19 protein-coding genes are annotated in these 21,393 nt (G+C 63.5%); 6 read left to right on the top strand and 13 right to left on the bottom strand.

What is annotated here, in order from left to right; all coding sequences use genetic code 11:
* Positions 1 to 23 precede the first annotated feature (23 nt).
* Both ACLE20_RS00215 and pepN read right to left on the bottom strand, forming a co-directional pair.
* Complete coding sequence (locus ACLE20_RS00215; protein WP_410938245.1) at positions 24 to 2,366, bottom strand: PAS domain-containing sensor histidine kinase; 2,343 nt, start codon at positions 2,364 to 2,366, stop codon at positions 24 to 26.
* A gap of 207 nt (positions 2,367 to 2,573) precedes the next feature.
* Positions 2,574 to 5,222 carry an aminopeptidase N gene (pepN, locus tag ACLE20_RS00210; RefSeq protein ID WP_410938244.1) on the bottom strand — a complete coding sequence of 883 codons (2,649 nt, stop codon included), beginning with the start codon at positions 5,220 to 5,222 and terminating at the stop codon, positions 2,574 to 2,576.
* A gap of 311 nt (positions 5,223 to 5,533) precedes the next feature.
* On the opposite strand from pepN, the gene ACLE20_RS00205 reads away from it, so the two are divergent.
* On the top strand, positions 5,534 to 6,472 hold the full coding sequence (locus ACLE20_RS00205) for a DMT family transporter (protein WP_410938243.1): 939 nt from the start codon (positions 5,534 to 5,536) through the stop codon (positions 6,470 to 6,472).
* 8 nt (positions 6,473 to 6,480) lie between these two features.
* Here the strand turns inward: ACLE20_RS00205 and ACLE20_RS00200 are convergent, their stop codons facing one another.
* Positions 6,481 to 6,873 (bottom strand): GFA family protein, encoded by a 393-nt coding sequence (locus ACLE20_RS00200; protein WP_410938242.1) that lies wholly within the window; start codon positions 6,871 to 6,873, stop codon positions 6,481 to 6,483.
* Positions 6,874 to 7,095: 222 nt separating this feature from the next.
* Between ACLE20_RS00200 and ACLE20_RS00195 the strand changes: the two genes are divergently transcribed.
* Entirely contained in the window at positions 7,096 to 7,875 is a 780-nt protein-coding gene (locus tag ACLE20_RS00195; protein WP_410938241.1) for a hypothetical protein, read from the top strand.
* 52 nt (positions 7,876 to 7,927) lie between these two features.
* Here the strand turns inward: ACLE20_RS00195 and ACLE20_RS00190 are convergent, their stop codons facing one another.
* The 7 genes from ACLE20_RS00190 to ACLE20_RS00160 form a co-directional block, all read right to left on the bottom strand.
* The gene (locus tag ACLE20_RS00190) at positions 7,928 to 8,740 is read right to left on the bottom strand and encodes a calcium-binding protein (RefSeq protein WP_410938240.1); all 813 of its coding nucleotides are present in this window, start codon (positions 8,738 to 8,740) and stop codon (positions 7,928 to 7,930) included.
* A 607-nt stretch (positions 8,741 to 9,347) separates the two neighbouring features.
* Positions 9,348 to 10,160: a calcium-binding protein gene (locus ACLE20_RS00185; protein WP_410938239.1), complete on the bottom strand. Its 813-nt coding sequence runs from the start codon at positions 10,158 to 10,160 to the stop codon at positions 9,348 to 9,350.
* Between the two features lie 435 nt (positions 10,161 to 10,595).
* Positions 10,596 to 10,772, bottom strand: a complete 177-nt coding sequence (locus ACLE20_RS00180) for a hypothetical protein (protein ID WP_410938238.1) — start codon at positions 10,770 to 10,772, stop codon at positions 10,596 to 10,598.
* 161 nt (positions 10,773 to 10,933) lie between these two features.
* On the bottom strand, positions 10,934 to 11,836 hold the full coding sequence (locus ACLE20_RS00175; RefSeq protein WP_410938237.1) for a uracil-DNA glycosylase: 903 nt from the start codon (positions 11,834 to 11,836) through the stop codon (positions 10,934 to 10,936).
* A gap of 51 nt (positions 11,837 to 11,887) precedes the next feature.
* Positions 11,888 to 13,186 carry an Hsp70 family protein gene (locus ACLE20_RS00170; protein ID WP_410938236.1) on the bottom strand — a complete coding sequence of 433 codons (1,299 nt, stop codon included), beginning with the start codon at positions 13,184 to 13,186 and terminating at the stop codon, positions 11,888 to 11,890.
* Between the two features lie 364 nt (positions 13,187 to 13,550).
* Positions 13,551 to 14,018, bottom strand: coding sequence for an SRPBCC family protein (locus tag ACLE20_RS00165; protein ID WP_410938235.1), 468 nt, complete (start codon positions 14,016 to 14,018; stop codon positions 13,551 to 13,553).
* A complete protein-coding gene (locus tag ACLE20_RS00160; RefSeq protein ID WP_410938234.1) occupies positions 14,008 to 14,346 on the bottom strand; it encodes an ArsR/SmtB family transcription factor in 339 nt (112 codons plus the stop codon). Before ACLE20_RS00160 ends, ACLE20_RS00165 begins: the two co-directional genes overlap by 11 nt.
* A gap of 162 nt (positions 14,347 to 14,508) precedes the next feature.
* Here ACLE20_RS00160 and ACLE20_RS00155 point away from each other — a divergent pair, with 162 nt between their 5' ends.
* Positions 14,509 to 16,476 carry a putative bifunctional diguanylate cyclase/phosphodiesterase gene (locus ACLE20_RS00155; RefSeq protein ID WP_410938233.1) on the top strand — a complete coding sequence of 656 codons (1,968 nt, stop codon included), beginning with the start codon at positions 14,509 to 14,511 and terminating at the stop codon, positions 16,474 to 16,476.
* Positions 16,477 to 16,663: 187 nt separating this feature from the next.
* Positions 16,664 to 18,322, top strand: a complete 1,659-nt coding sequence (locus ACLE20_RS00150) for an electron transfer flavoprotein-ubiquinone oxidoreductase (protein WP_410938232.1) — start codon at positions 16,664 to 16,666, stop codon at positions 18,320 to 18,322.
* A gap of 7 nt (positions 18,323 to 18,329) precedes the next feature.
* Here ACLE20_RS00150 and ACLE20_RS00145 read toward each other — a convergent pair whose 3' ends face one another.
* Both ACLE20_RS00145 and ACLE20_RS00140 read right to left on the bottom strand, forming a co-directional pair.
* Positions 18,330 to 18,695 (bottom strand): type II toxin-antitoxin system VapC family toxin, encoded by a 366-nt coding sequence (locus ACLE20_RS00145; RefSeq protein ID WP_410938231.1) that lies wholly within the window; start codon positions 18,693 to 18,695, stop codon positions 18,330 to 18,332.
* Complete coding sequence (locus ACLE20_RS00140) at positions 18,692 to 18,889, bottom strand: type II toxin-antitoxin system VapB family antitoxin (protein ID WP_410938230.1); 198 nt, start codon at positions 18,887 to 18,889, stop codon at positions 18,692 to 18,694. Before ACLE20_RS00140 ends, ACLE20_RS00145 begins: the two co-directional genes overlap by 4 nt.
* Positions 18,890 to 19,027: 138 nt before the next feature.
* Between ACLE20_RS00140 and ACLE20_RS00135 the strand changes: the two genes are divergently transcribed.
* On the top strand, positions 19,028 to 19,645 hold the full coding sequence (locus tag ACLE20_RS00135) for a L,D-transpeptidase (protein WP_410938229.1): 618 nt from the start codon (positions 19,028 to 19,030) through the stop codon (positions 19,643 to 19,645).
* Positions 19,646 to 19,696: 51 nt separating this feature from the next.
* On the opposite strand, the gene ACLE20_RS00130 is transcribed toward ACLE20_RS00135, so the two are convergent.
* Entirely contained in the window at positions 19,697 to 20,137 is a 441-nt protein-coding gene (locus tag ACLE20_RS00130) for a DoxX family protein (RefSeq protein ID WP_410938228.1), read from the bottom strand.
* 330 nt (positions 20,138 to 20,467) lie between these two features.
* Here ACLE20_RS00130 and ACLE20_RS00125 point away from each other — a divergent pair, with 330 nt between their 5' ends.
* Positions 20,468 to 21,385 (top strand): diacylglycerol/lipid kinase family protein, encoded by a 918-nt coding sequence (locus ACLE20_RS00125; RefSeq protein ID WP_410938227.1) that lies wholly within the window; start codon positions 20,468 to 20,470, stop codon positions 21,383 to 21,385.
* Positions 21,386 to 21,393: the final 8 nt, after the last annotated feature.

Raw genomic sequence — 21,393 nt, 5'->3', positions numbered from 1 at the left:
CGCGCCGCGGTCCCACGCTCGTCTCAGGCGAAGTCGGGGATGCGCACGGAGATGATCGTGCCCTTGCTCTCTTCGGAATGAATGCGCATGCGCCCGCCATGCAGGATGGTGAGTGAGCGGGAGATGGCAAGCCCAAGGCCCGAGCCGCCCTTGCTCTTGGCATATTGGCTCTGCACCTGCTCGAAGGGCTGGCCGATCTTGGCGAGTGCCGCGCGCGGAATGCCGATGCCGCTATCGGCAATGGTGAGCATGACGGCACCGGAGACCTTGCGGGCACGGAGCGATACCTGACCGCCCTCATTGGTGAACTTGACGGCATTGGAAAGCAGATTGAGCAGCACCTGCTTCATCGCCCGGCGATCGGCATGCATGGTAAGGCCCGAGGAGATCGTCTGGACGATGCGGATGTTCTTCTGCTCAGCCGGAATGGTGGTGAGCCGCAGCGTTTCCTCGATCAGGGGCGCCAGATCGATCGTTTCGCGGTCGATCTGCATCTGCCCGGCCTCGATCTTCGACATGTCGAGAATGTCGTTGATGACGTTCAGGAGATGCTTGCCGCTTTCGTGAATGTCATGGGCGTATTCGTCGTATTTCTCCGAGCCGAGCGGGCCGAACAGCCGGCTCTTGAGGATCTCGGAGAAGCCGAGAATGGCGTTGAGCGGCGTGCGCAGCTCGTGGCTCATATTGGCGAGGAATTCGGACTTGGCGCGGTTGGCGGCCTCCGCCCGTTCCTTCTCGGCCTGGTAGTTGGCGTTGGCGACAGAGAGCTCCGCCTTCTGGCGCTCCAGCGTCGACTGGGAGGTGGAGAGATCGCCGATCGTCGCCATCAGCCGCCGTTCGGATTCGCGCAGGCGCACCTGGTGGCGTTTCAGGAGCGTGATGTCGGTGCCGACCGAAACGAGGCCGCCGTCGCGGGTGCGCCGCTCGTTGATCTGCAGCCAGCGCTGGTCGGCGAGCTGGACCTCGGAGGTCGAGGAATGCGCCTCGCGGTCCGGGTCGGTCAGGCGCCGCTCGATCATCGGACGCGCCGAGGCGGCATAGACGACGGCGCGCTCGGTGCCGGGCACCAGCACCCGGTCCGGCAGCTGATAGGCTTCCTGGTAATGCTTGTTGCACATGACCAGGCGGTCGTTCTTGTCCCACAGCACGAAGGCTTCCGAGGTACAGGCGATGGCGTCGGCCAACCGCTGATCGGCCTCGGCATAGCGCTGGGCAAGACGGTGCTGCTCGGTGACATCCATGGCAATGCCGATCAGATGCACCCGGTCGCTGCCGGTGCGGATCACCTGAGCGCGGGCTCTGAGCCAGACATAATGGCCATCGGCATGACGCATGCGGAAGACATGGTCGATCTGCGGGGCATCGCCCCGGGCGATGGCGCGGGCGACCTGGTAGATGCCATTGTCTTCCGGATGCATGAGTCGCGCGGCATCGCCGAAGGAGAGCACGCTGGTCTGCGGCGTCATGCCAAGCATTTCATACATGGACCGCGACCAGATCAGCCGCCGGTTCGGAAGGTCGAAGTCCCACAGGCCGCAGCGCCCGCGCGAGAGCGCCGACTCGACGCGCAGGTTCGACTCGGCAAAGATCTCGTCAGCATCGCGGGCGCGCTTCGACTGGATGTAATAGGCATAGAGGATGACGAGGAGGATGGCGGAGATGCCGGCAAAGAGCGTGACATTGAGCGAGATCTCGTCCCGCCACAGCCGCTCCATCTCCGAGAGCGGCGTGGCGATGAGGAGGGTGCCCGGCGCGGCGCCGGCGTCGGCTGCCGCCACCTGGATCAGCGCCACGATATAATGCTCGCCGGCAATCGCCGTCTTCATCACGGTCGAGTGGTCGCCGAAATATTGAAACGCCGCTACATCGGGCGCGATTGCCGACAGAGTGCGGCCGGCAAAGGGGGTACCGTCGCCGGTGGCGCCGAAAATGCGACCGTCATAGCGGACGGCGAGCGCGAAGGCGCCGCTCTGCAGCAGGTCGGCATCGAGAAGATCGGCGAGGCGGGCTTCCACCGCGGCCCGGCCGGCCGTGTCGAAGATGAGCGTGGCATCCCGCCGCAGCACCGCCTCGCCGGCCATGGCGGCCAGCTGCGTCGTCTGCCGGGCGTGGGTCTCCATGCGGGAGTATTCGACGATGATGCCGCTGATGCGGGCGATCGCCACGATGCAGAGAAAGGCGATGATGAGGATCGGGATCGAGCGCTTAAGCAGCGGCTCGGCCTTCGTCAGCTTCAAGGCTGCCGGCTCGGTGAAGATCCGGGCGTGCTGGATCAGTTCCTCTTCCAGGCTCTTCAGAGCCTCGAATCGGGGACGCAGCCGCTCACCGGCCGCGCGCAGGGGCTGCGCTTCCGCCATCTTCGTCAATTCTTTAGACCTCGCTGATTCGGCGCGCCGCTCGCCCGAATCTGCGCTAATGAATCAACTCGGATTCCGCTTGTCCAGAGCCAAGACTAAAGAACCGTTAACCAATTCTCACCCATGCAATTTCACAGGCTTGACGAAAAAGGCCGCATTTTCTTGAGAAAATGCAGCCTTTATAATGGCTTGGAACGTAAGTAATACAGGAATAACTTACGACTTCAGCGTTCGTTCGACGATGTCAGAAACGTCCGCCGACAGCTTCGCGCCAGCTGCGATCTCCTTGAGCGCGAGCTTCGCCCGCTCGGCCCGGCCATCCTCCAGCGAGCGCCAGGAGCGCATGGAGGTGAGCAACCGCGCGGCGAGCTGCGGATTGCGGCGGTCGATGTCGAGGATCTCGGCGGCCAGGAAGCGATAGGCCTCGCCGTCCGGCCGGTTGAAGCCGGTCGGGTTGGAGAAGGCGAAGGTGCCGATCAGCGACCGGACGCGGTTCGGATTGAGCGGGTTGAACAAGGGATCGGCCAACAGGGCCTTGACCCTTGCCAGTGCCCCGTTGCCCGGAATGGTCGCCTGGGCGGCAAACCACTTGTCGATCACCAGCGCATTGTCGGCAAAGCGCGTCTTGAAATCGTCCAGCGCCTGGGTCGTTTCCGGGGCATCGTGGAAACGGTGGGCCAGCGTGGTCAGTGCGTGAATCCGGTCGGTCATGTTGTCGGCCGCGGCAAAGGCCTTGGCGGCGCGGGCCGGGCTGTTTTCCGCCACGACGAGATAGGTCAGGGCGCTATTGCGCAGCGCCCGTCGCCCAGCGCTGGCCGCATCCGGCGTGAAGGGGCCGCTCGGAGCCAGCTGCTCGAAGAGAGCGGCAAATTGCTCTCTCCCTGCCTCGGCGATGGCCGCCATGATCTGCTGGCGGGCGGAAAAGATCGCATCCGGATCGACTTGGCGGCCGATCTCGCGGGCGATGTCGGATTCGCTCGGCAAGGCCAGCGCCTGGGCGCGGAAGGCGGGTTCCAGCGTCTCGTCGCCGGCGGCCACGAGCAGCGCTTCGATCAGCGCCGGTTCGATCGTCAGCGGCTCACCCGTGCGCACGGAGGCCGTGCCTTCGACCAGCGCCAGGAGCGCCATGTCGTTCAGCGCCTGCCAGCGGGCGAAGAGATCGGTTTCGTAGCGGGCGAGATGGGCGCGCTCGGCGGCGCTGCGTTCCAGGTGCAGATTGACCGGTGCGGAGAAATCGCGGTTGAGCGAGATCACCGGGCGGCTGGATATGCCGTCGAAATGCACCGTCTGGCTTCGCTCGGTCAGGTGCAAAACGTCGCCGGTCAGCTCGCCGCCGGTAACGGCGGAGGGTGTTGCGATCGAGCCATCCTCGAGCACCAGCGCCAGGCGCAGCGGAATATGCATCGGCTCCTTGGTCGGCTGGCCGGGCGTCGGCGGCACCATCTGCTCGAGCGCGAGCGTGAAGCGCTGGCGCGCAGCGTCGTAGGTGCCGGAGGCGCTGACCAGCGGCGTGCCGGCCTGATGATACCAGAGCGCGAACTGGGTAAGGTCGCGGCCGCTGACCGCCTCGAAACAGGCGACAAAATCCTCGATCGTCACCGCCTGGCCGTCATGGCGCTCGAAATAGAGGTCCATGCCGGCCTTGAAGAGATCGCGCCCAAGCAGGGTGGCAATCATCCGGGTGACTTCCGAACCCTTTTCATAGACGGTCGTCGTGTAGAAATTGTTGATCTCGCGATAGCGGGTCGGCCGAACGGGGTGGGCGAGTGGACCGCCATCCTCCGGAAATTGCTCGGCTTTCAGCATGCGCACCTCGGCGATGCGCTTGACGGCGCGCGAGCGCTGGTCGGCCGAGAATTCGTGGTCGCGATAGACCGTCAGACCTTCCTTGAGGCAGAGCTGGAACCAGTCGCGGCAGGTAATCCGGTTTCCGGTCCAGTTATGGAAATATTCGTGCGCGATGATCGCCTCGATATTGGCATAGTCCTGGTCGGTGGCGGTCTCCGGATCGGCGAGCACATATTTGTCGTTGAAGACATTGAGCCCCTTGTTCTCCATGGCGCCCATGTTGAAGTCGGAGACGGCGACGATCATGAAGATGTCGAGGTCGTATTCGCGGCCGAAGACCTCCTCGTCCCAGCGCATGGAGCGCTTGAGCGCATCCATGGCGTAGGTCGCGCGCGGCTCGTTGCCATGCTCGACATAGATCTTCAGCGCCACCTCGCGGCCAGACGCGGTGGTGAACGTGTCTTCCACGACACCGAGATCGCCGGCGACCAGCGCGAAGAGATAGCTGGGCTTCGGATGCGGATCGAACCAGGCGGCGAAGTGGCGGCCATCGCCCATGCCTGCGCCGCCGAGGAAATTGCCGTTGGAAAGCAAGAGCGGCGCGGTCGCCTTGTCGGCGATGATGTTGACCGTATAGACGGCCAGCACATCCGGCCGATCGGGGAAATAGGTGATCCGCCGGAAGCCTTCCGCCTCGCACTGTGTGCAATAGACATTGTTGGTGCGGTAGAGACCCATCAGCTGCGTGTTGGTCTGCGGCGAGAGCGCGGTGGTAATGCAGATCTCGAAGGGGACGCTTTCCGGCAGGTTGCGGATGATGAGCGCGGTCGCGCCGGCCTCGTAATCGCTGGCAGCGATCGGCTCCTGGTCGAGCAGCAGGCCGGTCATGGTCAGTTCGTCGCCATCGAGCACCAGCGGCGCATCGGCCGGGACACCCGCGCGCCGGTGGAAGATCAGCCGGGCCTCGACCTTGGTATCGGTCGGATCCAGCTCGAAGGTAAGATCGACCCGCTCGAGGACGAAATCCGTTTCGCGATAATCCTCGAGATGGATGATCTCGCCCGTGTCTGTCCGCATGGTCTGTCCCGTTGCCTCCGGCGCAGCGTCTTGGACCCGGCGCAAGGGGCGCCGGTTCTGTTGCCGTCAAGGCTTAAGCCCTTCAGGCTAACAATAGATAAAGGTTTAGGCGATTCCCACTCGTCCGACACCGGCCCCATCAAGCAAAACCATGTGAGCCGAAGTGAAACCGCGGAGAGGACTTGAGAGCCGATCCTCTGCCGGGTGCACCCCCTCTTTCTAGCCTGAAGGCTGGAAAACGGGAAGGCCGGTCTCTATAGCGGGCGGGAAGACAGGGGGCCCCGCCCTTTGGTGAGGGGGCCATGCCTGCGATGGATCGATCCGAGAGAAACCCGCTTGTCGGCATCGGCCTGAAGGTTGCCTCCGTCGTCATCTTCGTCGCCATGTCGACGTTGATCAAGGCGGCCGGCACCGGCATTCCGACCGGGCAGATCACCTTCTACCGCTCGGCCTTCGCGATGATCCCGATCCTCGCCTACCTCGCTTTGCGCGGCGCCCTGCGGCAGGCCTTCCAGACCCAGAACCTCCCCGGCCATCTCTCGCGCGGCTTCATCGGCATCCTGGCGATGAGCTGCGGCTTCTACGGGCTGACCCATCTGCCGCTGCCCGAGGCGATCGCCATCGGCTATGCCATGCCGCTGATCGCCGTCATCTTCGCGGCGGTGTTCCTCAAGGAGGTCGTTAGGGCCTATCGCTGGTCGGCGGTGGCGATCGGACTCATCGGCGTCGCCATCATCACCTGGCCGCGGCTGACACTGTTCGGCGCGGAAGGGGCCGATACCGGCGCGGCGATGGGGGCAATCGCCGTGCTCGCCTCTGCCAGCCTCGGCGCCACCGCCATGGTGCTGGTGCGCAAGCTGGTCGATCATGAGCGCACGCACACGATCGTCCTCTATTTCTCGCTGTCGGCCTCTTGCTTCTCGCTGCTCTCGCTCCCCTTCGGCTGGGAGCCGCTGACCGGCCGGGCCTTTGTGTTTTTGATGCTGGCCGGCTTTTGCGGCGGGGTGGCGCAGCTTCTGATGACCGAGAGCTACCGCCATGCCGACATGTCGGTGATCGCGCCCTTCGAATATACCTCGATTGTTCTCGGGCTGGCGATCGGCTATCTCGTCTTCGGCGACGTGCCGACCATCGAGATGCTGGCCGGCACCCTGATCGTCATCGGCGCCGGCATCTTCATCATCGTCCGCGAGCACCGCCTGGGCCTCGAGCGCAAGGGCGCGAGACGGCATGTGACGCCGCAGGGGTGAGGCAGCGCTTACTCTTCGCGCCGCCCTTCGGTCTCGCGGTCGTGCGGATAGTGGTGGGCGAGCGGCAGGGGCGGCAGAATGGATTCGCGGCGGATGGTCCAGAGCTCATAGGTCGGCACGAACTGATCCGTCACGTCCAGCGAACCGAGCCCGACCTCGATCTCGTCGCCTGAGCGGGAGAAGACCGAGGAGCCGCAGGTCGGGCAGAAATGGCGATCTCGATAGGCCTTCGTCTCGCCGCTGATGCGGACCGCCGCCTCGGGGAAGATCGCGCTGGCATGAAACAGCGTGCCGTGGTGCTTGCGGCAATCGAGACAATGGCAGAGGCCGACCCGAAAGGGCTCACCCGACACGACAAGCCGCACCCGCCCACACAGACACCCAGCTTCGACTTCGGTCATCCGACACTCCCCTGACCGTGGATCAACGCGGAATCGCTGGGTCCGTTCCACACCTGCCTGACCCTGGTGAAAGGAGGAACGATAGTCGGTGAAAGGGGGCACGTTTTCTGCAGCATAGAGAAAAGCGATGCAATCGTCAGCTTAAATTAATTTCCGCAAAAACAGCTTAAGATTGACGCAAGTTAGATCAGCTAATCTTTAAAAAGCGAAAGGAGAGATGTCATGATAACGGTGCAATCACCAAACTATCACACGGGAATGCAGTCGCTGCCGCGTCCTTCTGCTTCGGGATCAGCACCCGCGGCGCCCAGTGGAGCGCCGGCGGAGAATGGGAGGCGCATTGATCCCCTTTTTTGTGGCCCGATTGAGCTCGTCGACGGAAACCCTTCCGCTGTTCAGCCAAGCTACAAGATCCGGGCCGGCGGCCAAGAGATAACATTTCATGTCGGTCACCTGACAGCCAAACCTGTCAAGTTTTGGGAAATGGCAGAAGAGGATTATCAAACGGCGTTGTCTTTCTTGGAGCCGGATATCGAAAGCCTGAAGCGGAGATATCTGGTGCCGCCTTCGGAGGCCGAGTTCGCGCGGTCCCTCGAAGAAAACCGAAAAAGTCCGGCGTTGATGACCTATGCAACGATCACCATTGCCGGACAGATCGTCGCGACGATCGACAATCAGGGCGTTGTCACGACTGACGACGATGTCGTCAGCGCGCGTCTGAGAGGTCTGCTTCCCGACAGCATAAACGGCACCAATGGACCAGATCTGGCACAGGCAAGAGCTGATGCTATTGCGAAGCTGACAGGGGGCCGTCTGAACAAAAGCGCGACGGCAATCAGCCAGAGAGCTTTCGAAAGCCTGCCCCCTTTGACGCCGCCACAATCAACAATCGACTGGGCGGGGCTCCGGGAGGAGCAGGAACGACTCCAGGCGCAAGCACAAGACCTCAAGCAGAAGAGAGCGGAGTATCTCAGGCAGCAAACGGCCGTTAAGCATTCCTGAGCGAAAGGCGGAACTCCAGACGATCCCGCCTCCCGTGCTTGAGCCTCCGGTATTAAACGAGCAGTAAGCTCGTGAGGTCAAATGCAGGACCATCCGACGGTTTTAGGAATTCGATCACATAGTGGCCCCCAAGATAGAAATTCTTGATCGTCACGCTGTGGTCGAAGTCCCCGTCGGCATTATAGTCAGCCTGTGAAACGATCAGGAGGTCGTTGCCACTCTTTGCCCATCGCCAGTCATTTGCAGTATAGCTCACGAGAAGCGTATCTTGTGTGTCATAGACGGTGCCAGTCCGCGCAGAGCCGGTATTCTCAACGCCATCGTTGACAAGATCATGGCCGCTGCCGTTGAAGACGTACTGGTCATTTCCTGAGTTTCCGAAAAGCCAATCGTTTCCTGCTTCGCCGTAGAGGCTGTCACTCCCGGCATCGCCATAGACATCGTCATCGCCGGAGCCACCTTTAAGGACGTCGCCTCCCGTCCCGCCGATCAAGACGTCGTCTCCGAGGCCTCCATAGGCTGTGTCGTTACCGTCGTCCCCCCAGAGCCAGTCGTTTCCGTCATCGCCGAAGAGCGTATCTCCGTCAGAGCCTCCGCGAAGTGTGTCATTCCCGCTTCCGCCGGAGATGGTGTCGACGCCATTTCCGCCGTCGAGATTGTCGTTGCCTGCGTAGCCAAGGATCGTATCGTTCCCGTCTCCGCCGTCGACATAGTCATTGTAGGTGCTTCCGTAGACGGTGTCGTTGCCGCTAAGGGCATAGACCTGCCACCAGGCTTGACCGCTTGGCCATCCAGCGGGCGGGGCATAGGTCTGGCTTCTTAAATCAATTGTATCAGCGTTATTTGTCCCATTTGCAGTCGGCATGTGCAGTCCTCCTCAATCTCGAGATTCTCGTCAATCAATTCGAACATCGATGACGCTCGCCAGATCGGCACGCGAAGCCTTGTGCACAAAGCGCACAAGAACGGTGTCAGGTCCGCCAAGTTATTAAAGGGGCGAGCTAGAACTGATGTCAATAAACACTAATTGATTAACATTTAATAATCAACATTTATTTGTCAATTTTCATTAAAAAGCGAGCTGATATTGTCTTGAAATTGCAAGTAGAGCCTGGTTGTAGGCGAATACAAGCCAATTTATTCTCAAGGTTGTAAATCTATAGTGTCGGGTTGTCCAATATGGACTGGCATCCGGATCTCGGGGTTAAGGAGCCCCGAACCTCAGCCGACTATGAGGCAGAATGCGAACGGGTGTCGGTGGACCGAATCTCCGGTCGATCTTCTATGCCGCCAGATGCATAATTGCGGGAACGGCACCCTCGAAGATGAAGGGAACCCGATGAACGCCGGATGAGATTCGCCAGTCAAGAAGGCCGCCCGTGTATCGCGCATCGGCATAGTTGGGGTTCCGCTCAAGGAGCAGAGGAACCGCCGAAGGGGAGCGGCGGCAACAAGCGGCCCTGCCTCGCCCTTCAAACGACCAGCAGCCCCGTCAGATCGATGGTCACATGGTCGCTGGTGATGAGCTTTTCGATGACATAGTGGCCGCCGAGGAAGAAATTCTTGATGGTGACGGAGTGATCGATGTGGCCGTCCGCGGCGAGGTCGCTTTTCGAGGAGATAACCAGATCGTCGCCCTGACGCTTCTCCTCGACATCCGCCGCCGTGTAGGCGACGACGAGCCGGTCTGCCCGGTCATAGGCGGTGCCGGTCCGTGCTCCGCCGGAAGCGCCCACGCCTTCGTTGATGATGTCGAAGCCGAGGCTGTCGAAGGTGTAGATATCGTTGCCGGCCTCGCCGATGAGGATGTCACTGCCGGCGCCACCGCTGATCGTGTCGGCACCCGTTTCGCCGAAGAGCGTGTCATTGCCGGCATCGCCGGAGAGGACATCGCGGCCGGCGCCGCCGAACAGGCCGTCATCGCCATCGCCGCCCGACAGTTTGTCCTTGCCATTGTCGCCGGTTATCCAGTCGTCGCCCGCCTCGCCGGACAGCACATCATCACCGCCGCCGCCGTGGAGCGTGTCGTCGCCCGTCCCGCCGAAGAGTTGGTCGAGTCCGGCGCCGCCGTCCAGCGAGTCGTTGCCGGCAAAGCCGTTCAGCGTATCGTTGCCGGCCCCGCCGGAGATCTGGTCATTATAGCCGCTGCCATAGACCACATCCGCGCCGCGCTTGGCATCGATGATCCACCAGGCCTGGTGCGCGGGCCATCCGTCCGGCGGCGTCTCCAGCTCGTTGCGCAGATCGATCGTATCGCTGCCTCTCGTCCCCGTCTTCGTTGGCATGAGCTCTCCTTCGCACCTGTCAAAGGCACGCTTGCGGATGATCGACGATCCTCCACACAGTGAGCGGCTGCTTGTCCGCAAGGACGACGACTGGCACGCCCGAGCGCCGGTTCAGCACGAAGCAAGGGTGGATCGACCGAGACCCTAGACCGAGGCCGAAAAGGTTCAATAGTGAATGATGATATACGAATATCTTGAGGGCCGGAGATTTGCTCGACCGCATCTTCTCGATGGCCGGTTCTCTGTGTCGAGATGAAGGACCGTTGCTCGATGGAACGGATCCGGGTTCTTTCCCAAGGCTTGAAGCATTCTGCCCATTGCTGGCAGGGTTCGCAGGCTCGAGAGGTGAAGGTGCCGTCTTGTTCGACTGCAACCGTTCGCCCGCGGCTGGAGCGCCCAAGGCCCGCCGAAAGAGCGAGCCCGGGGCGGGGCGGCTTAGCGCTGGATCAATTCCGCGAAGAGTGTGTTGGGGCGCGCGATGCGGGCGTAGCCGGTGGCGGTCATCTGCTCGTTGGCGGCGGAGCCGAAGCCCGCATGCGGTGCGCGCCGGGCCGGGCTGGCGGTGCGGAGCGTTTCAAATCCGCTATGCAGAGGGCGGTAACGGGCGGTCATGGTTGTCGTCCTAGTGATTCCATTCCTCCCGTAGCTTCATATTGCGCTGCAGCAGGTCTTTCACAAGGACGCGCGACGCGGTCCTGCCATGCTGGCGGCGCATGGCTTCGTTCATTCTTCCTTCATCATAACGTTCGTCGCGAATTTCGAACCAGGAGGCTTCAGGCCGTCGGTGTTCGGTCCATCACTTCGGCGCCGGACAGCGCCGCCTTCACCATGCACAGATCCTCCCAGGCCAGCCGCTTGCAGATAGGGGCAGAGAGGAGGTCCTGCGGGTGAAGGGTGGCAAGGGTCTGTGTCTCGTGGCCGCCCGCTGCCACGCGGCGCCAATGGCCGCGTGTCTCGTGGATCGTGTCCTGACCGCCGAAGAAGAAGCGGGCGGCGAAATTGCCCATGGCCAGGATGAAACGCGGGCGGGCCAGCGCGATCTGGCGCTCGATGAAGGGCCGGCAGATCTCCATCTCGCGGGCGGAAGGGACGCGATTGCCTGGCGGCCGCCAGGGAATGATATGGGTCAGAAGCACCGCTTCTCGGCCGAGTCCGATCGCCGCCAGCATGCGTTCCAGCATTTCGCCATGCTTGCCGGTGAAGGGCCGTCCCTCGCGATCGTCCTCGCCGGTCGGTGCCGGGCCGACGATCATCAAGCCGAGCGCCGGGTCGCCTTCGGCAAAGACCAGGCTGCGGGCGCTGTTCTTGAGATTGCAGCCGGTAAAGGCCTCCATCGCCTCGCGCAGTTCGGGCAGGGTCTGAGCGGCTTGCGCCGCGAAGCGCGCGTCGGCGATTGCCTGCTCATCCGGCACGGCGACGGCCATGCGGCGGGCGCCGGCGAGCTTTGCGTCTTCGCCGCCGCCTCTGCGCGCGGCTGGCGCGGCTGCCTCTTTTTGCGGCAAGGGCGGAGGAGAGGGTTGCGCGTCCCGCATGGTCGGCGGCGCGGCGCGGGCCGCGGCGAAGGCGGCGATGCGGTCGATCGGATCATCCTCGACGAGCCAGTCCACGCCAGCATCGGCATGGAAGAACAGGAGGGCGGCCAGTTCCGCCGGGCTCATCGTCGCGATGTCGGTCATGGATCGGAGGTTACCAGAAGGGCGGCTGGGGGCGAAGGGGCAAAAGGGCGCTCAGGGCGCACCGGCCGTCCAGCGCTCCAGATCGTCGCGCTCGCCGATCAGCGCCAGGCCATGGGCGATCGACAGCAGCTCGCCGCCGCTCTCGATCCGGTCCGCTGCGAAACGTTGCTCGAAGAGACGGCGGATGGCGGGCACGAAGGAGGTGCCGCCGGTGAGGAAGATCTTGTCGACCGTGCCGGCCGCGGTCTCGGTCTTTGCCAGCACCTCGTCGAGCGCCGCCTCGATGCGGGCGAGATCGGGGGCGATCCAGGCCTCGAAATCGCTGCGCCGCACGGTCTGGCGGCTGCGCTCACCGAGGGGGGCGAAGAAGAATTCGGTTTCCTCCTCCGCCGACAGCCGCATCTTGGTAGCGGACACCGCCTGGTAGAGCGGATAGCCTCCGTCATGCTCGATGAGGTCCACGAAGGCTTCGAGCTTTTCCGGCTCGAGCGACGAGCGCACCAGTTGCTTGAGGTCGGCGAAGTCCTTCAGCGTCTTGAAGATCGACAGCTGATTCCAGCGGCCGAAATTCGCGTAGTAGCCGGAGGGCACATCCAGCACCTTGTCGAAGGAGCGGAAGCGACTGCCCTTGCCGATCAGCGGCGAGACGAGATTGTCGATGATGCGGAAGTCGAAATGATCGCCGGCAACGCCGACGCCCGAATGGCCGACGGGAATGGCACTGAGGCGCCCGGCCTGGCTTTCGAAGCGGATGAGCGAATAGTCGGTTGTGCCGCCGCCGAAGTCGGCAACGAGGACGGTGGCGTCGCGCGTCAGCCCTTGGGCGAAATAGAAGGCGGCGGCTACCGGCTCATAGACATAATGGATCTCGGCAAAACCGAACGTCGACAGGGCGCCCTGATAGCGCGAGAGCGCCAGCGCCTCATCCGCATTGGCGCCGGCATAGCGCACGGGCCGGCCGACGACGAGCCGCGTGCCGGGCGCGGCAAGCGTGCCGCCGGCATAGTCCGCAAGCCGCGCCACAAAGGCGCGCATCAGATCCTCGAATCCGTGCCTTCGGGCAAAGATCAGGGTTCCCTGGAAGAGGGGGCTCGCGGCGAAGGTCTTGATCGACTGCAGGAAGCGGGCTTCGCCGGGATTGTCGATGAAGCGGCGGATCGCCGCCTGGCCGGCCTCGACCTGCAAGGCGGCCGCGCCCAGCTCCTCATGCTTCATGAAGGAGAGCGCGGTGCGCATCGTGTCGAAGCGCCCGGCCGGGCTGTCGAAGAGGACGGCCTGCGTCTCGCCGCCCTCGACGCGGGCGAGAACGGAATTGGTGGTGCCGAAGTCAAAGCCGAGGGCCTGGCGCATCCCGTGCTCCCTTGAAGTCACTGTCGATTGCGGGTGAAGGGCCGCTAACGCCCGGAGGCGTCTGCGCGACCTGACCGGCCCCACGCGCTCAGGCGCCGTGCCGTCGCGGGCCTCAAAGCATGGTTCGGTGGTTCCCGTCCAGAGTAAAGCGGCCAGCGGCGGCAGATCGTGAAGGACGCGCAGAGTTGAGGAGAGGGCGACGGAGAAAGCGATCAGGCGTTTCGCATGCAGGCCCAAAGCACCATCGGCAGAAGGATCCGTATGGGTGCGTCCTGCCGATGGCTCAAGTCGTTGTTTGCCGAGATGACGCAGGACCGACCAGGTCCGCCCGGTCGGCCATGGCGTGAGGGCATGTGGATCCGCGTCAAAGCATGCCGGCCAGGGCTTCGAGCTGGGTGAGGCATGTGCCCCAGCCCTCGAAGAAGCCCATGTCGGCATGTTTCTGCCGGTCCGCATCCGATTTGTGGCGCACGAGCGCGCGGTAGTGCGTCCCGCCTTTAACGGCCTCCATCGTGATGTCTGCGGTCATGAAACTTTCGGCATTGGGGCGGAACTCCGGCCCGACGGCGTCGGTCCAGACCAGGCGCCGCTCGGGTTCGGCGAGAAGCACGCAGCCGGCCGCCTCCGACATTTCCGTGCCCTCCGGCGAGGCCATGACCACGGAGAAGATGCCACCGGCGCGCGGCTCGATCGCCACCCGCGCCACGCTCCAGGGCTTGGGCGCGAACCATTGCTTCATGAGCTCCGGCTCCGTCCAGGCCCGCCAGAGCTGGGCGGGGGTGGCGGCGACGGTGCGTTCCAGCACGAGATCGAGTTTGGGGTCAGGCGTCATCGGATTCTCCTCCACTGTTCATTGTCGCAAGCAAGGCATCGAGGCGGTCGAGACGCGCCTCCCAGAGCGAGCGCTGCCGGCCGAGCCAGTCTTCGGCAAGCGCGGCCGTTTCCGGTCTGAGACGGCAGATGCGGATGCGGCCCGTCTTGTCGGATTGGATCCACCCACCGGCCTCCAGCACCTTCAAATGCTTGAGGAAGCTCGGCAGCGCCATGTCATGGGGCTGGGCGAGCTCGGACACCGGAGCCGGGCCCCGCGCCAGGCGGGCGATGACCGCGCGGCGGGTGGGATCGGCGAGGCCATGGAAGATCGAATCAAGGTTAGCCATATGGCTATCTATTCCGATGGCATGGTGCCGGTCAAGATGGTTAGCCATCTGGGAAACAATTTGAGTGGCCGAAATCAAGACAATCAGCGGACGCAAGGTGATTCTTTATTAGAAGATTTTTGTATAATGTGGCGTGCGGGTGTTTTGGGGTGGGCGGATTCGATGGATACAGACAAGGAGATGGAGCGGGAGATCGACGCGCTCGTGCTACGGGACCGGGCGCGGTTGATCCGCGACAGTGGCCCCGCCGCATTTCTCAGCGCGGAATTTTCGCTGACCATGATCGCGCTCACGGCCTGGGTCCACAGCCACGACATGCGTATCTGGATCTTCTGTGCGATCTTTACCACGGTCCAGCTCCTCCGCTGGCTCTATATCGTCCTTGCCGATCGGGCCGGGCTCGTCGAGCGGCGACCGGACCTGTTCATGAATTATGGTGCGGTGGGCAGTTTCATCGCCGGTTTGTGCTGGATGGCGATCCCGCTGCTCAGCTGGAAAGTTGGCGGTGTCTGGGCAGGGGCAACCGCCACCATCTCCGTTGCCGGTGCCGCCGCCGGCGCCGTCATGCTCTATTCGTCTCGCGCGATCTATGCGCTGCTCAACGCCATTCCCGCGCTGATCGGCTCAGTGACCTTCTTCATCGCGCACGGAACGGAAGACGGCTATTTTCTAGCCTTGAACACGACGATCTTCGCGCTCTTCGTGTCCGCCAATGCCTTTCGCCAGCAGGCCTTTCTCATTCGCAGCCTGCGGCTGGTGCATGAACGCAGCCAGCTGGTCCAGTCGCTCGAGCTCGCCAATGATCGCGCCCAGGCGGCCGTCCAGCAGTTCGAGTTCCTCGCCATGCACGATCCGCTGACGGGCCTGCTCAACCGCTCGGCCATTGCCGATCGCCTCCAGGCGCGGCTTGGCGACTCGGAGAACAAAGGGCGGCATGTCGGCCTGATGTTGCTCGATCTTGACCATTTCAAGCAGATCAACGATCTGTTCGGCCATCCGGTGGGCGATGCCCTGCTGATCGAGGTTGCCAAGCGCATTTCTTCGGTCACCAGTTGCAGCGACCTGATCGGCCGGCTCGGCGGCGACGAATTCATCATCGTCTTCGATGGGGATGAGGGCGGCGCGGAGGCGCTGGGGCAGGCTTTGATCCGTGCGATGACCGTGCCCATCGCGCTCGATAGCCGGTGGACTCAGATCGGCCTCAGCATGGGCGTCGCCCTGTGTCCGCAGCATGGGCAGACGGCCGATATCCTGATGTCGCACGCCGATATCGCGCTTTACGCCGCCAAACGGGCCGGCCGCCATCGCTGGGTGATGTTCCATGACGGATTGGCCGCCCGGGCGAGCAAGGAGCAGGAGATCGAGACCGAGCTGCGCGCAGCCCTTCGCGATGGCCAGATCAGCTATTGCTACCAGCCGCAGGTGGCCGTTTCCGATCATCGGGTGATCGGGCTCGAAGCGCTGCTTCGCTGGAACCATCCGACGCGTGGGCTGATCGCGCCGGCCGACATCGTCGAGGCCGCGCAGCGCTCCAACCAGGTCGAGGCTCTGCTCGGCTGCGCGCTTCAGGATGCCTGCCTCATGTTGCGGCGGCTCGATGCGCACGGCATGAGCGACGTCCGCGTCGCCGTCAACGTCAGCCCGAGGGACTTCGAACTATGCGACGTGGCCTCGCTGGTGGAAGCCGCCCTGCGGCGCCATGTCGTCGCCGCCTGGCGGCTGGAAATCGAAATCACTGAGGATGCGATCCTCGATGTCGAGCGGGCGGAGCCGCAACTCGAACGCCTGGAGCGTCTCGGCGTGCCGCTGGCCGTCGACGATTTCGGCATCGGCCATGCCTCGATCGCCCGGCTCCAGGATTTGAAGATCAAACGCCTGAAGATCGACCGGCGTTTTGTGATCGATATCGAACGATCCGAGTCCGCGCGCATGCTGTTCAGTGCGATCGCCGCCATGGGGCGCAGCCTGAAGATCGAGCTTTTGGCGGAAGGGATCGAAAGCCTTGCCCAACTCCAGGTCATCGCCGCGCTTGGTTGCAATGTCGCGCAGGGCTATCTCTTCGCCTCCGCCATGACGCCGGACGATGTCTTTGCCTGGCTGGAAACACGCACGCCGCGGCAGGCGATCTGAGCGGGCAGCGGAAGGACCTCGCGCCCGCCAGGCGGCCTCGTCGCCTTTCCGCCCGCCAAAACCGATCACCCTCCCTTGAACACGTCCGCTTGCGTCGCAGTTTGGCTCGACAAGCTGGGTGCTATTTGCCATGAGGGCCATGGATCAGCATGCGGCGCAGGCCGCCGAGCCTTCGAGGATGGCGCATATGGTTGAGGTGGATCTGCCCGAACGCGAGAGCATGGAGTTCGACGTCGTCATCGTCGGCGCGGGGCCGGCCGGCCTTTCCGCCGCCATCCGGCTCAAGCAGGTCAATCCCGATCTCTCCGTGGTCGTGCTTGAAAAGGGCGCGGAAGTCGGCGCGCATATCCTCTCCGGCGCCGTCGTCGATCCGGCCGGCATGGATGCGCTGCTCCCCGGCTGGCGGGAGGAGGCGGATCACCCGTTCAAGACGGAAGTAACGGCCGACCATTTCCTCGTTCTCGGCCCCGCCGGCTCGATCCGCCTGCCGAACGCGCTCATGCCGCCGCTGATGGGCAATCACGGCAATTACATCGTCTCGCTCGGCAATGTCTGTCGCTGGCTCGCAACCAAGGCCGAGGCGCTCGGCGTCGAGATCTATCCGGGCTTCGCGGCCACGGAGCTGCTCTATGACGACGCCGGCGCCGTGATCGGCGTCGCGACCGGCGACATGGGCATCGAGAAGAGCGGCGAGCCGGGGCCGAATTTCGCCCGCGGCATGGCGCTGCTCGGCAAATATGTGCTGATCGGCGAAGGCGTGCGCGGCTCGCTCGCCAAGCAGTTGATCGCCCGCTTCGACCTGGCGAAAGGTCGCGAGCCGCAGAAATTCGGCATCGGCATCAAGGAGCTCTGGCAGGTCAAGCCCGAGCATCATCGCCAGGGCCTCGTCCAACATTCCTTCGGCTGGCCGCTCAACCTCGCCACCGGCGGCGGCTCCTTCCTCTATCACATGGAGGACAATCAGGTGGTCGTCGGCTTCGTCGTCCATCTGAACTACAAGAACCCCTATCTCTCGCCCTTCGAGGAGTTCCAGCGCTTCAAGACGCATCCGAGCATCCGCGGCGTGTTCGAAGGCGGGAAGCGCATCTCCTATGGCGCGCGCGCGATCACCGAAGGCGGCTACCAGTCGGTGCCCAAGCTCACCTTCCCCGGCGGCGCGCTGATCGGCTGCTCGGCGGGTTTCGTCAATGTGCCGCGCATCAAGGGCAGCCACAATGCCGTGCTCTCCGGCATGCTGGCCGCCGAGAAGATCGCCGCCGCGATCGCCGCCGGCCGGCAGAATGACGAGGTGCGCGAGATCGAGACCGAATGGCGCTCGGGGCCGATCGGCCGCGATTTGAAGCGCGTGCGCAACGTCAAACCGCTCTGGTCGAGGTTCGGCACCGCGCTCGGCGTGGCACTGGGCGGCCTCGACATGTGGATCAACCAGATCTTCGGCGCCTCGCCCTTCACGCTCAAGCACGGCAAGACCGATGCGCAGAGCCTGGAGCCGGCGGCCAAGCACAAGCCGATCGCCTATCCGAAGCCGGATGGCGTACTCACCTTCGATCGCCTGTCCTCCGTGTTCCTGTCCAACACCAACCACGAGGAGGACCAGCCGGTTCATCTCAAGGTCAAGGATTGGGAGCTCCAGAAGCGCTCCGAGCACGATGTCTATGCCGGCCCCTCGGCTCGCTACTGTCCCGCCGGCGTCTATGAATGGGTGGAGAAGGAAGGCGAGCCGAGCTTCGTCATCAACGCGCAGAACTGCGTGCACTGCAAAACCTGCGACATCAAGGACCCGAACGGCAATATCACCTGGGTCCCGCCTCAGGGCGGCGAGGGGCCGGTTTATCCGAATATGTAGAATGGGTTTAGGGGACGTAGCCGACCCCGAACCCTTCGGCGAGGACGGCCAGTCGCCGGTCGCGCGTCCACAGCTGCGCACCCTTCATCAGCCGCGTCGAGGCGAGAAGATGGGCGTCGACATAGCCAATGCCCCGGCCATAGAGCCTGTGGTCGCGGATCATGCGGAGGACATCGTTGTCCGCGGCTCTCATCGCTTGTGGAAAATCCCATAAGCTCTGCATCGTTCGGTCGTAGCTCGGCAGGTTTCCGAGGCTGATTTCGCCGATGACGAAGGGGTGCATAAGCACCTCGCCCCTTTCGAGTCTAGACCTGAGTCCGTTTGTTACTCCCGTCAGATAGTCGATCCAGATCGACGTGTCGGCTAGGATCATTCCACGCCGAAACGACGCCGAGGGGGAGCGACAAGATCCGGCGCGCTTCCGCCAAGCTCAGCAAGTCGCTTTTGAGCCCCGCGCTGAACAAGTTCGGTCAGCGCCGCACGGATGAGTTCGCCCGTGTGATCAATCCCCGAGTATTCCTTTGCACGTTCAAGCAAATCGTCATCTATCGTGACAGTCGTCCGCATTTGCTTTCTCCCTTCGTGTGGCAATAGCACGATCACGACCATATTTCAACAATCGCTCATGAACGCCAGTTTAACCTGCCGTTAACCATAAATTCCTCACTCTGGCCTCCACAGAATCATCACGCTGAGGCCATCGTCATGTCCATTTCCCGCCGCGGGCTTCTCGTCGGCTTCTCCGCTCTGCTTGCCGGCTGCGCGGAGACCGGGCCGAACTTTCGGCTGCTCTATGCAGCCCGGCCGGAGGAGAAGTTCCCGCTGCCGGCCATGCCGCTGGAGCGGGTCAAGCCTGAGCTGCGGCGCCAGGAGGTGGCCTATGAGACGGCGCATCCGGCCGGGACGATCGTCGTCGATACGCCGATGCGCCGGCTCTATTATGTGCTCGGCGACGGGCGGGCTATGCGATACGGCATCGGGGTCGGGCGCGAAGGCTATGCGTTGGCCGGCAGCGCTTACATCGGCCGCAAGGCGGAATGGCCGAGCTGGACGCCGACGCCCAACATGATCCGCCGCGACCCCGACAGAAACCTGCGCTATGCCGGCGGCCTGCCGGGTGGGCTCAACAATCCGCTCGGCGCGCGGGCCATCTATCTCTATCGCGACGGGCGCGACACGATGTTCCGCATCCACGGCACCAACCAGCCGCAATCGATCGGGCTCGCCATGTCGAGCGGCTGCGTGCGCATGCTCAATCACGACGTCATCGACCTCTATGAGCGCGTGACGCCCGGCGGCCGGGTGGTCGTTCTGCAGGCCTGAGCCGGGCAGGGGCAAGGCCGGCCGCCATGGCCGGCCCAGGCTCTTCGTGGCTCAGGCGCCGGCGAGGCCCGCCTCACCGGCCGTGGCAGCCCGGTGATCCGGCGCGGACTTCCAGGCGACGACCATCAGCGCACCGATCACCGTCAAATGCTCCATCACCACGTAGAACTCCAGCGTGCGCATCGGCTCGTCCATCGTCCAGAAGGGATGGGCGATCGGGATGGTGAGCGCGGTGAACACGCCAAGCATGCCGGCGCCGAGCCAGGTCCAGCGGTTGGTGATGATCAGCGCCGCGCCGATCAGCTGCGTCAGCGCCACGGCGAGTGCGAAGGGCGCAGCCGGGAACAGGCCGAAATGCGCCATCTCGGCCATGGCGTTATCAAAATCGACGAGCTTGGCAATGCCGCTCGCCCAGAACATGAAGGTGAGCGCGATCCGCGCCACGAGGCCGAACCAGCGCGCGGTGATGAGGGAGGTAATCAGGGAAGACATGGGGGTTCTTTCTTTCCGAGACAGTGAACGATTTTGACACAGCCACCGCCGCCGTGAAAGGGGCGGGGCCGAAAGGGGACCACGGTCCTGGAGCGTCGCGGCCGTCCCTACCCCCGTTCTGCCAGAGCCGCGGCCAGCCCGGCGTTCCGCGGGGAACAGGGGCGAGCGGCGGTGGTCTCCGGGTGCTGCGTCCGGAACAGACGGTTGTCGCTCGTCTCATGCTTTGCTGAAATGTCATGGCCGCCTCGCCTTGAAGAGGGTCTGACCCCGCCGCATATACGCACCCGGCGGGCGAGACCCGCGACCCTTGAAAGCCGAGAGCCGCCCCCGATGAAGCTGAAAGCCATTTTCAACCGCGACGGCGGCACCTTCCGAACGACCGACATGGAGGCCTACACGCAGAAGGTCGAGCAGATCTTCCACGAGGCCGGCCATGAGATCGAGGTGGCCGTGGTCGCCGGCAAGGAGATGGAGGACGCGCTGGAAAAGACGGCGCGGCGCGACGATCTCGATGCGATGATTGCCGGTGGGGGCGACGGCACGATCTCGGGCGCGGCGGCGGTCGCCTGGAAGTCGGGCCTTCCCCTCGGCATCGTGCCGGCCGGCACGATGAACCTCTTCGCCCGCTCGCTGAAGCTGCCGCTCGATATCACCGCGGTTCTGGAAGTGCTCGCCAAGGGGCATGTGATCGACGCCGATATCGGCAGCGCCAATGGCCGCGCCTTCGTGCACCAATTCTCCATGGGTCTGCATGCCCGCATGGTGCGCTACCGCGAATCCTACAGCTTCGCCTCACGGCTCGGAAAGATCTCGGCCAGCACGAGGGCGGCGATCGGCGTGATCATGAACCCGCCGAAGTTCAAGATCGATTTCGAGGTGGATGGTGTCCGCGAGCGGCGCAAGGTCTCGGCGCTCTCTGTTTCCAACAATCATTTCGGCTCGAATTCGCTCATGTATGCCGATAGCGTCAATGGCGGGCATCTGGGCTTCTACACCGCGCCGCCGCTCACCTCGGCCGGCGTGGCGCGGCTGACCTTCGACATTCTGCGCGGCAAGTTCCGCGAGAGCGCGCTCATCACCGAGCAGAGCGTCACCCATGTGGTGCTGCATTTCCCGGAGGCCAATCACAAGATCAACTGCGTAATGGACGGCGAGCTCTTGCCGCTGCGCGGCGATGTCGATCTGCGCGTCCATGCCGGCGAGCTGAAGCTCTTGGTCGGCCCCCAGGAGATGCAACCCTCGCCGTAAGCCGCGAG

This window comes from Rhizobium sp. YIM 134829 (assembly GCF_046546455.1).
This window is presented reverse-complemented; position numbering and strand designations above follow the sequence as displayed.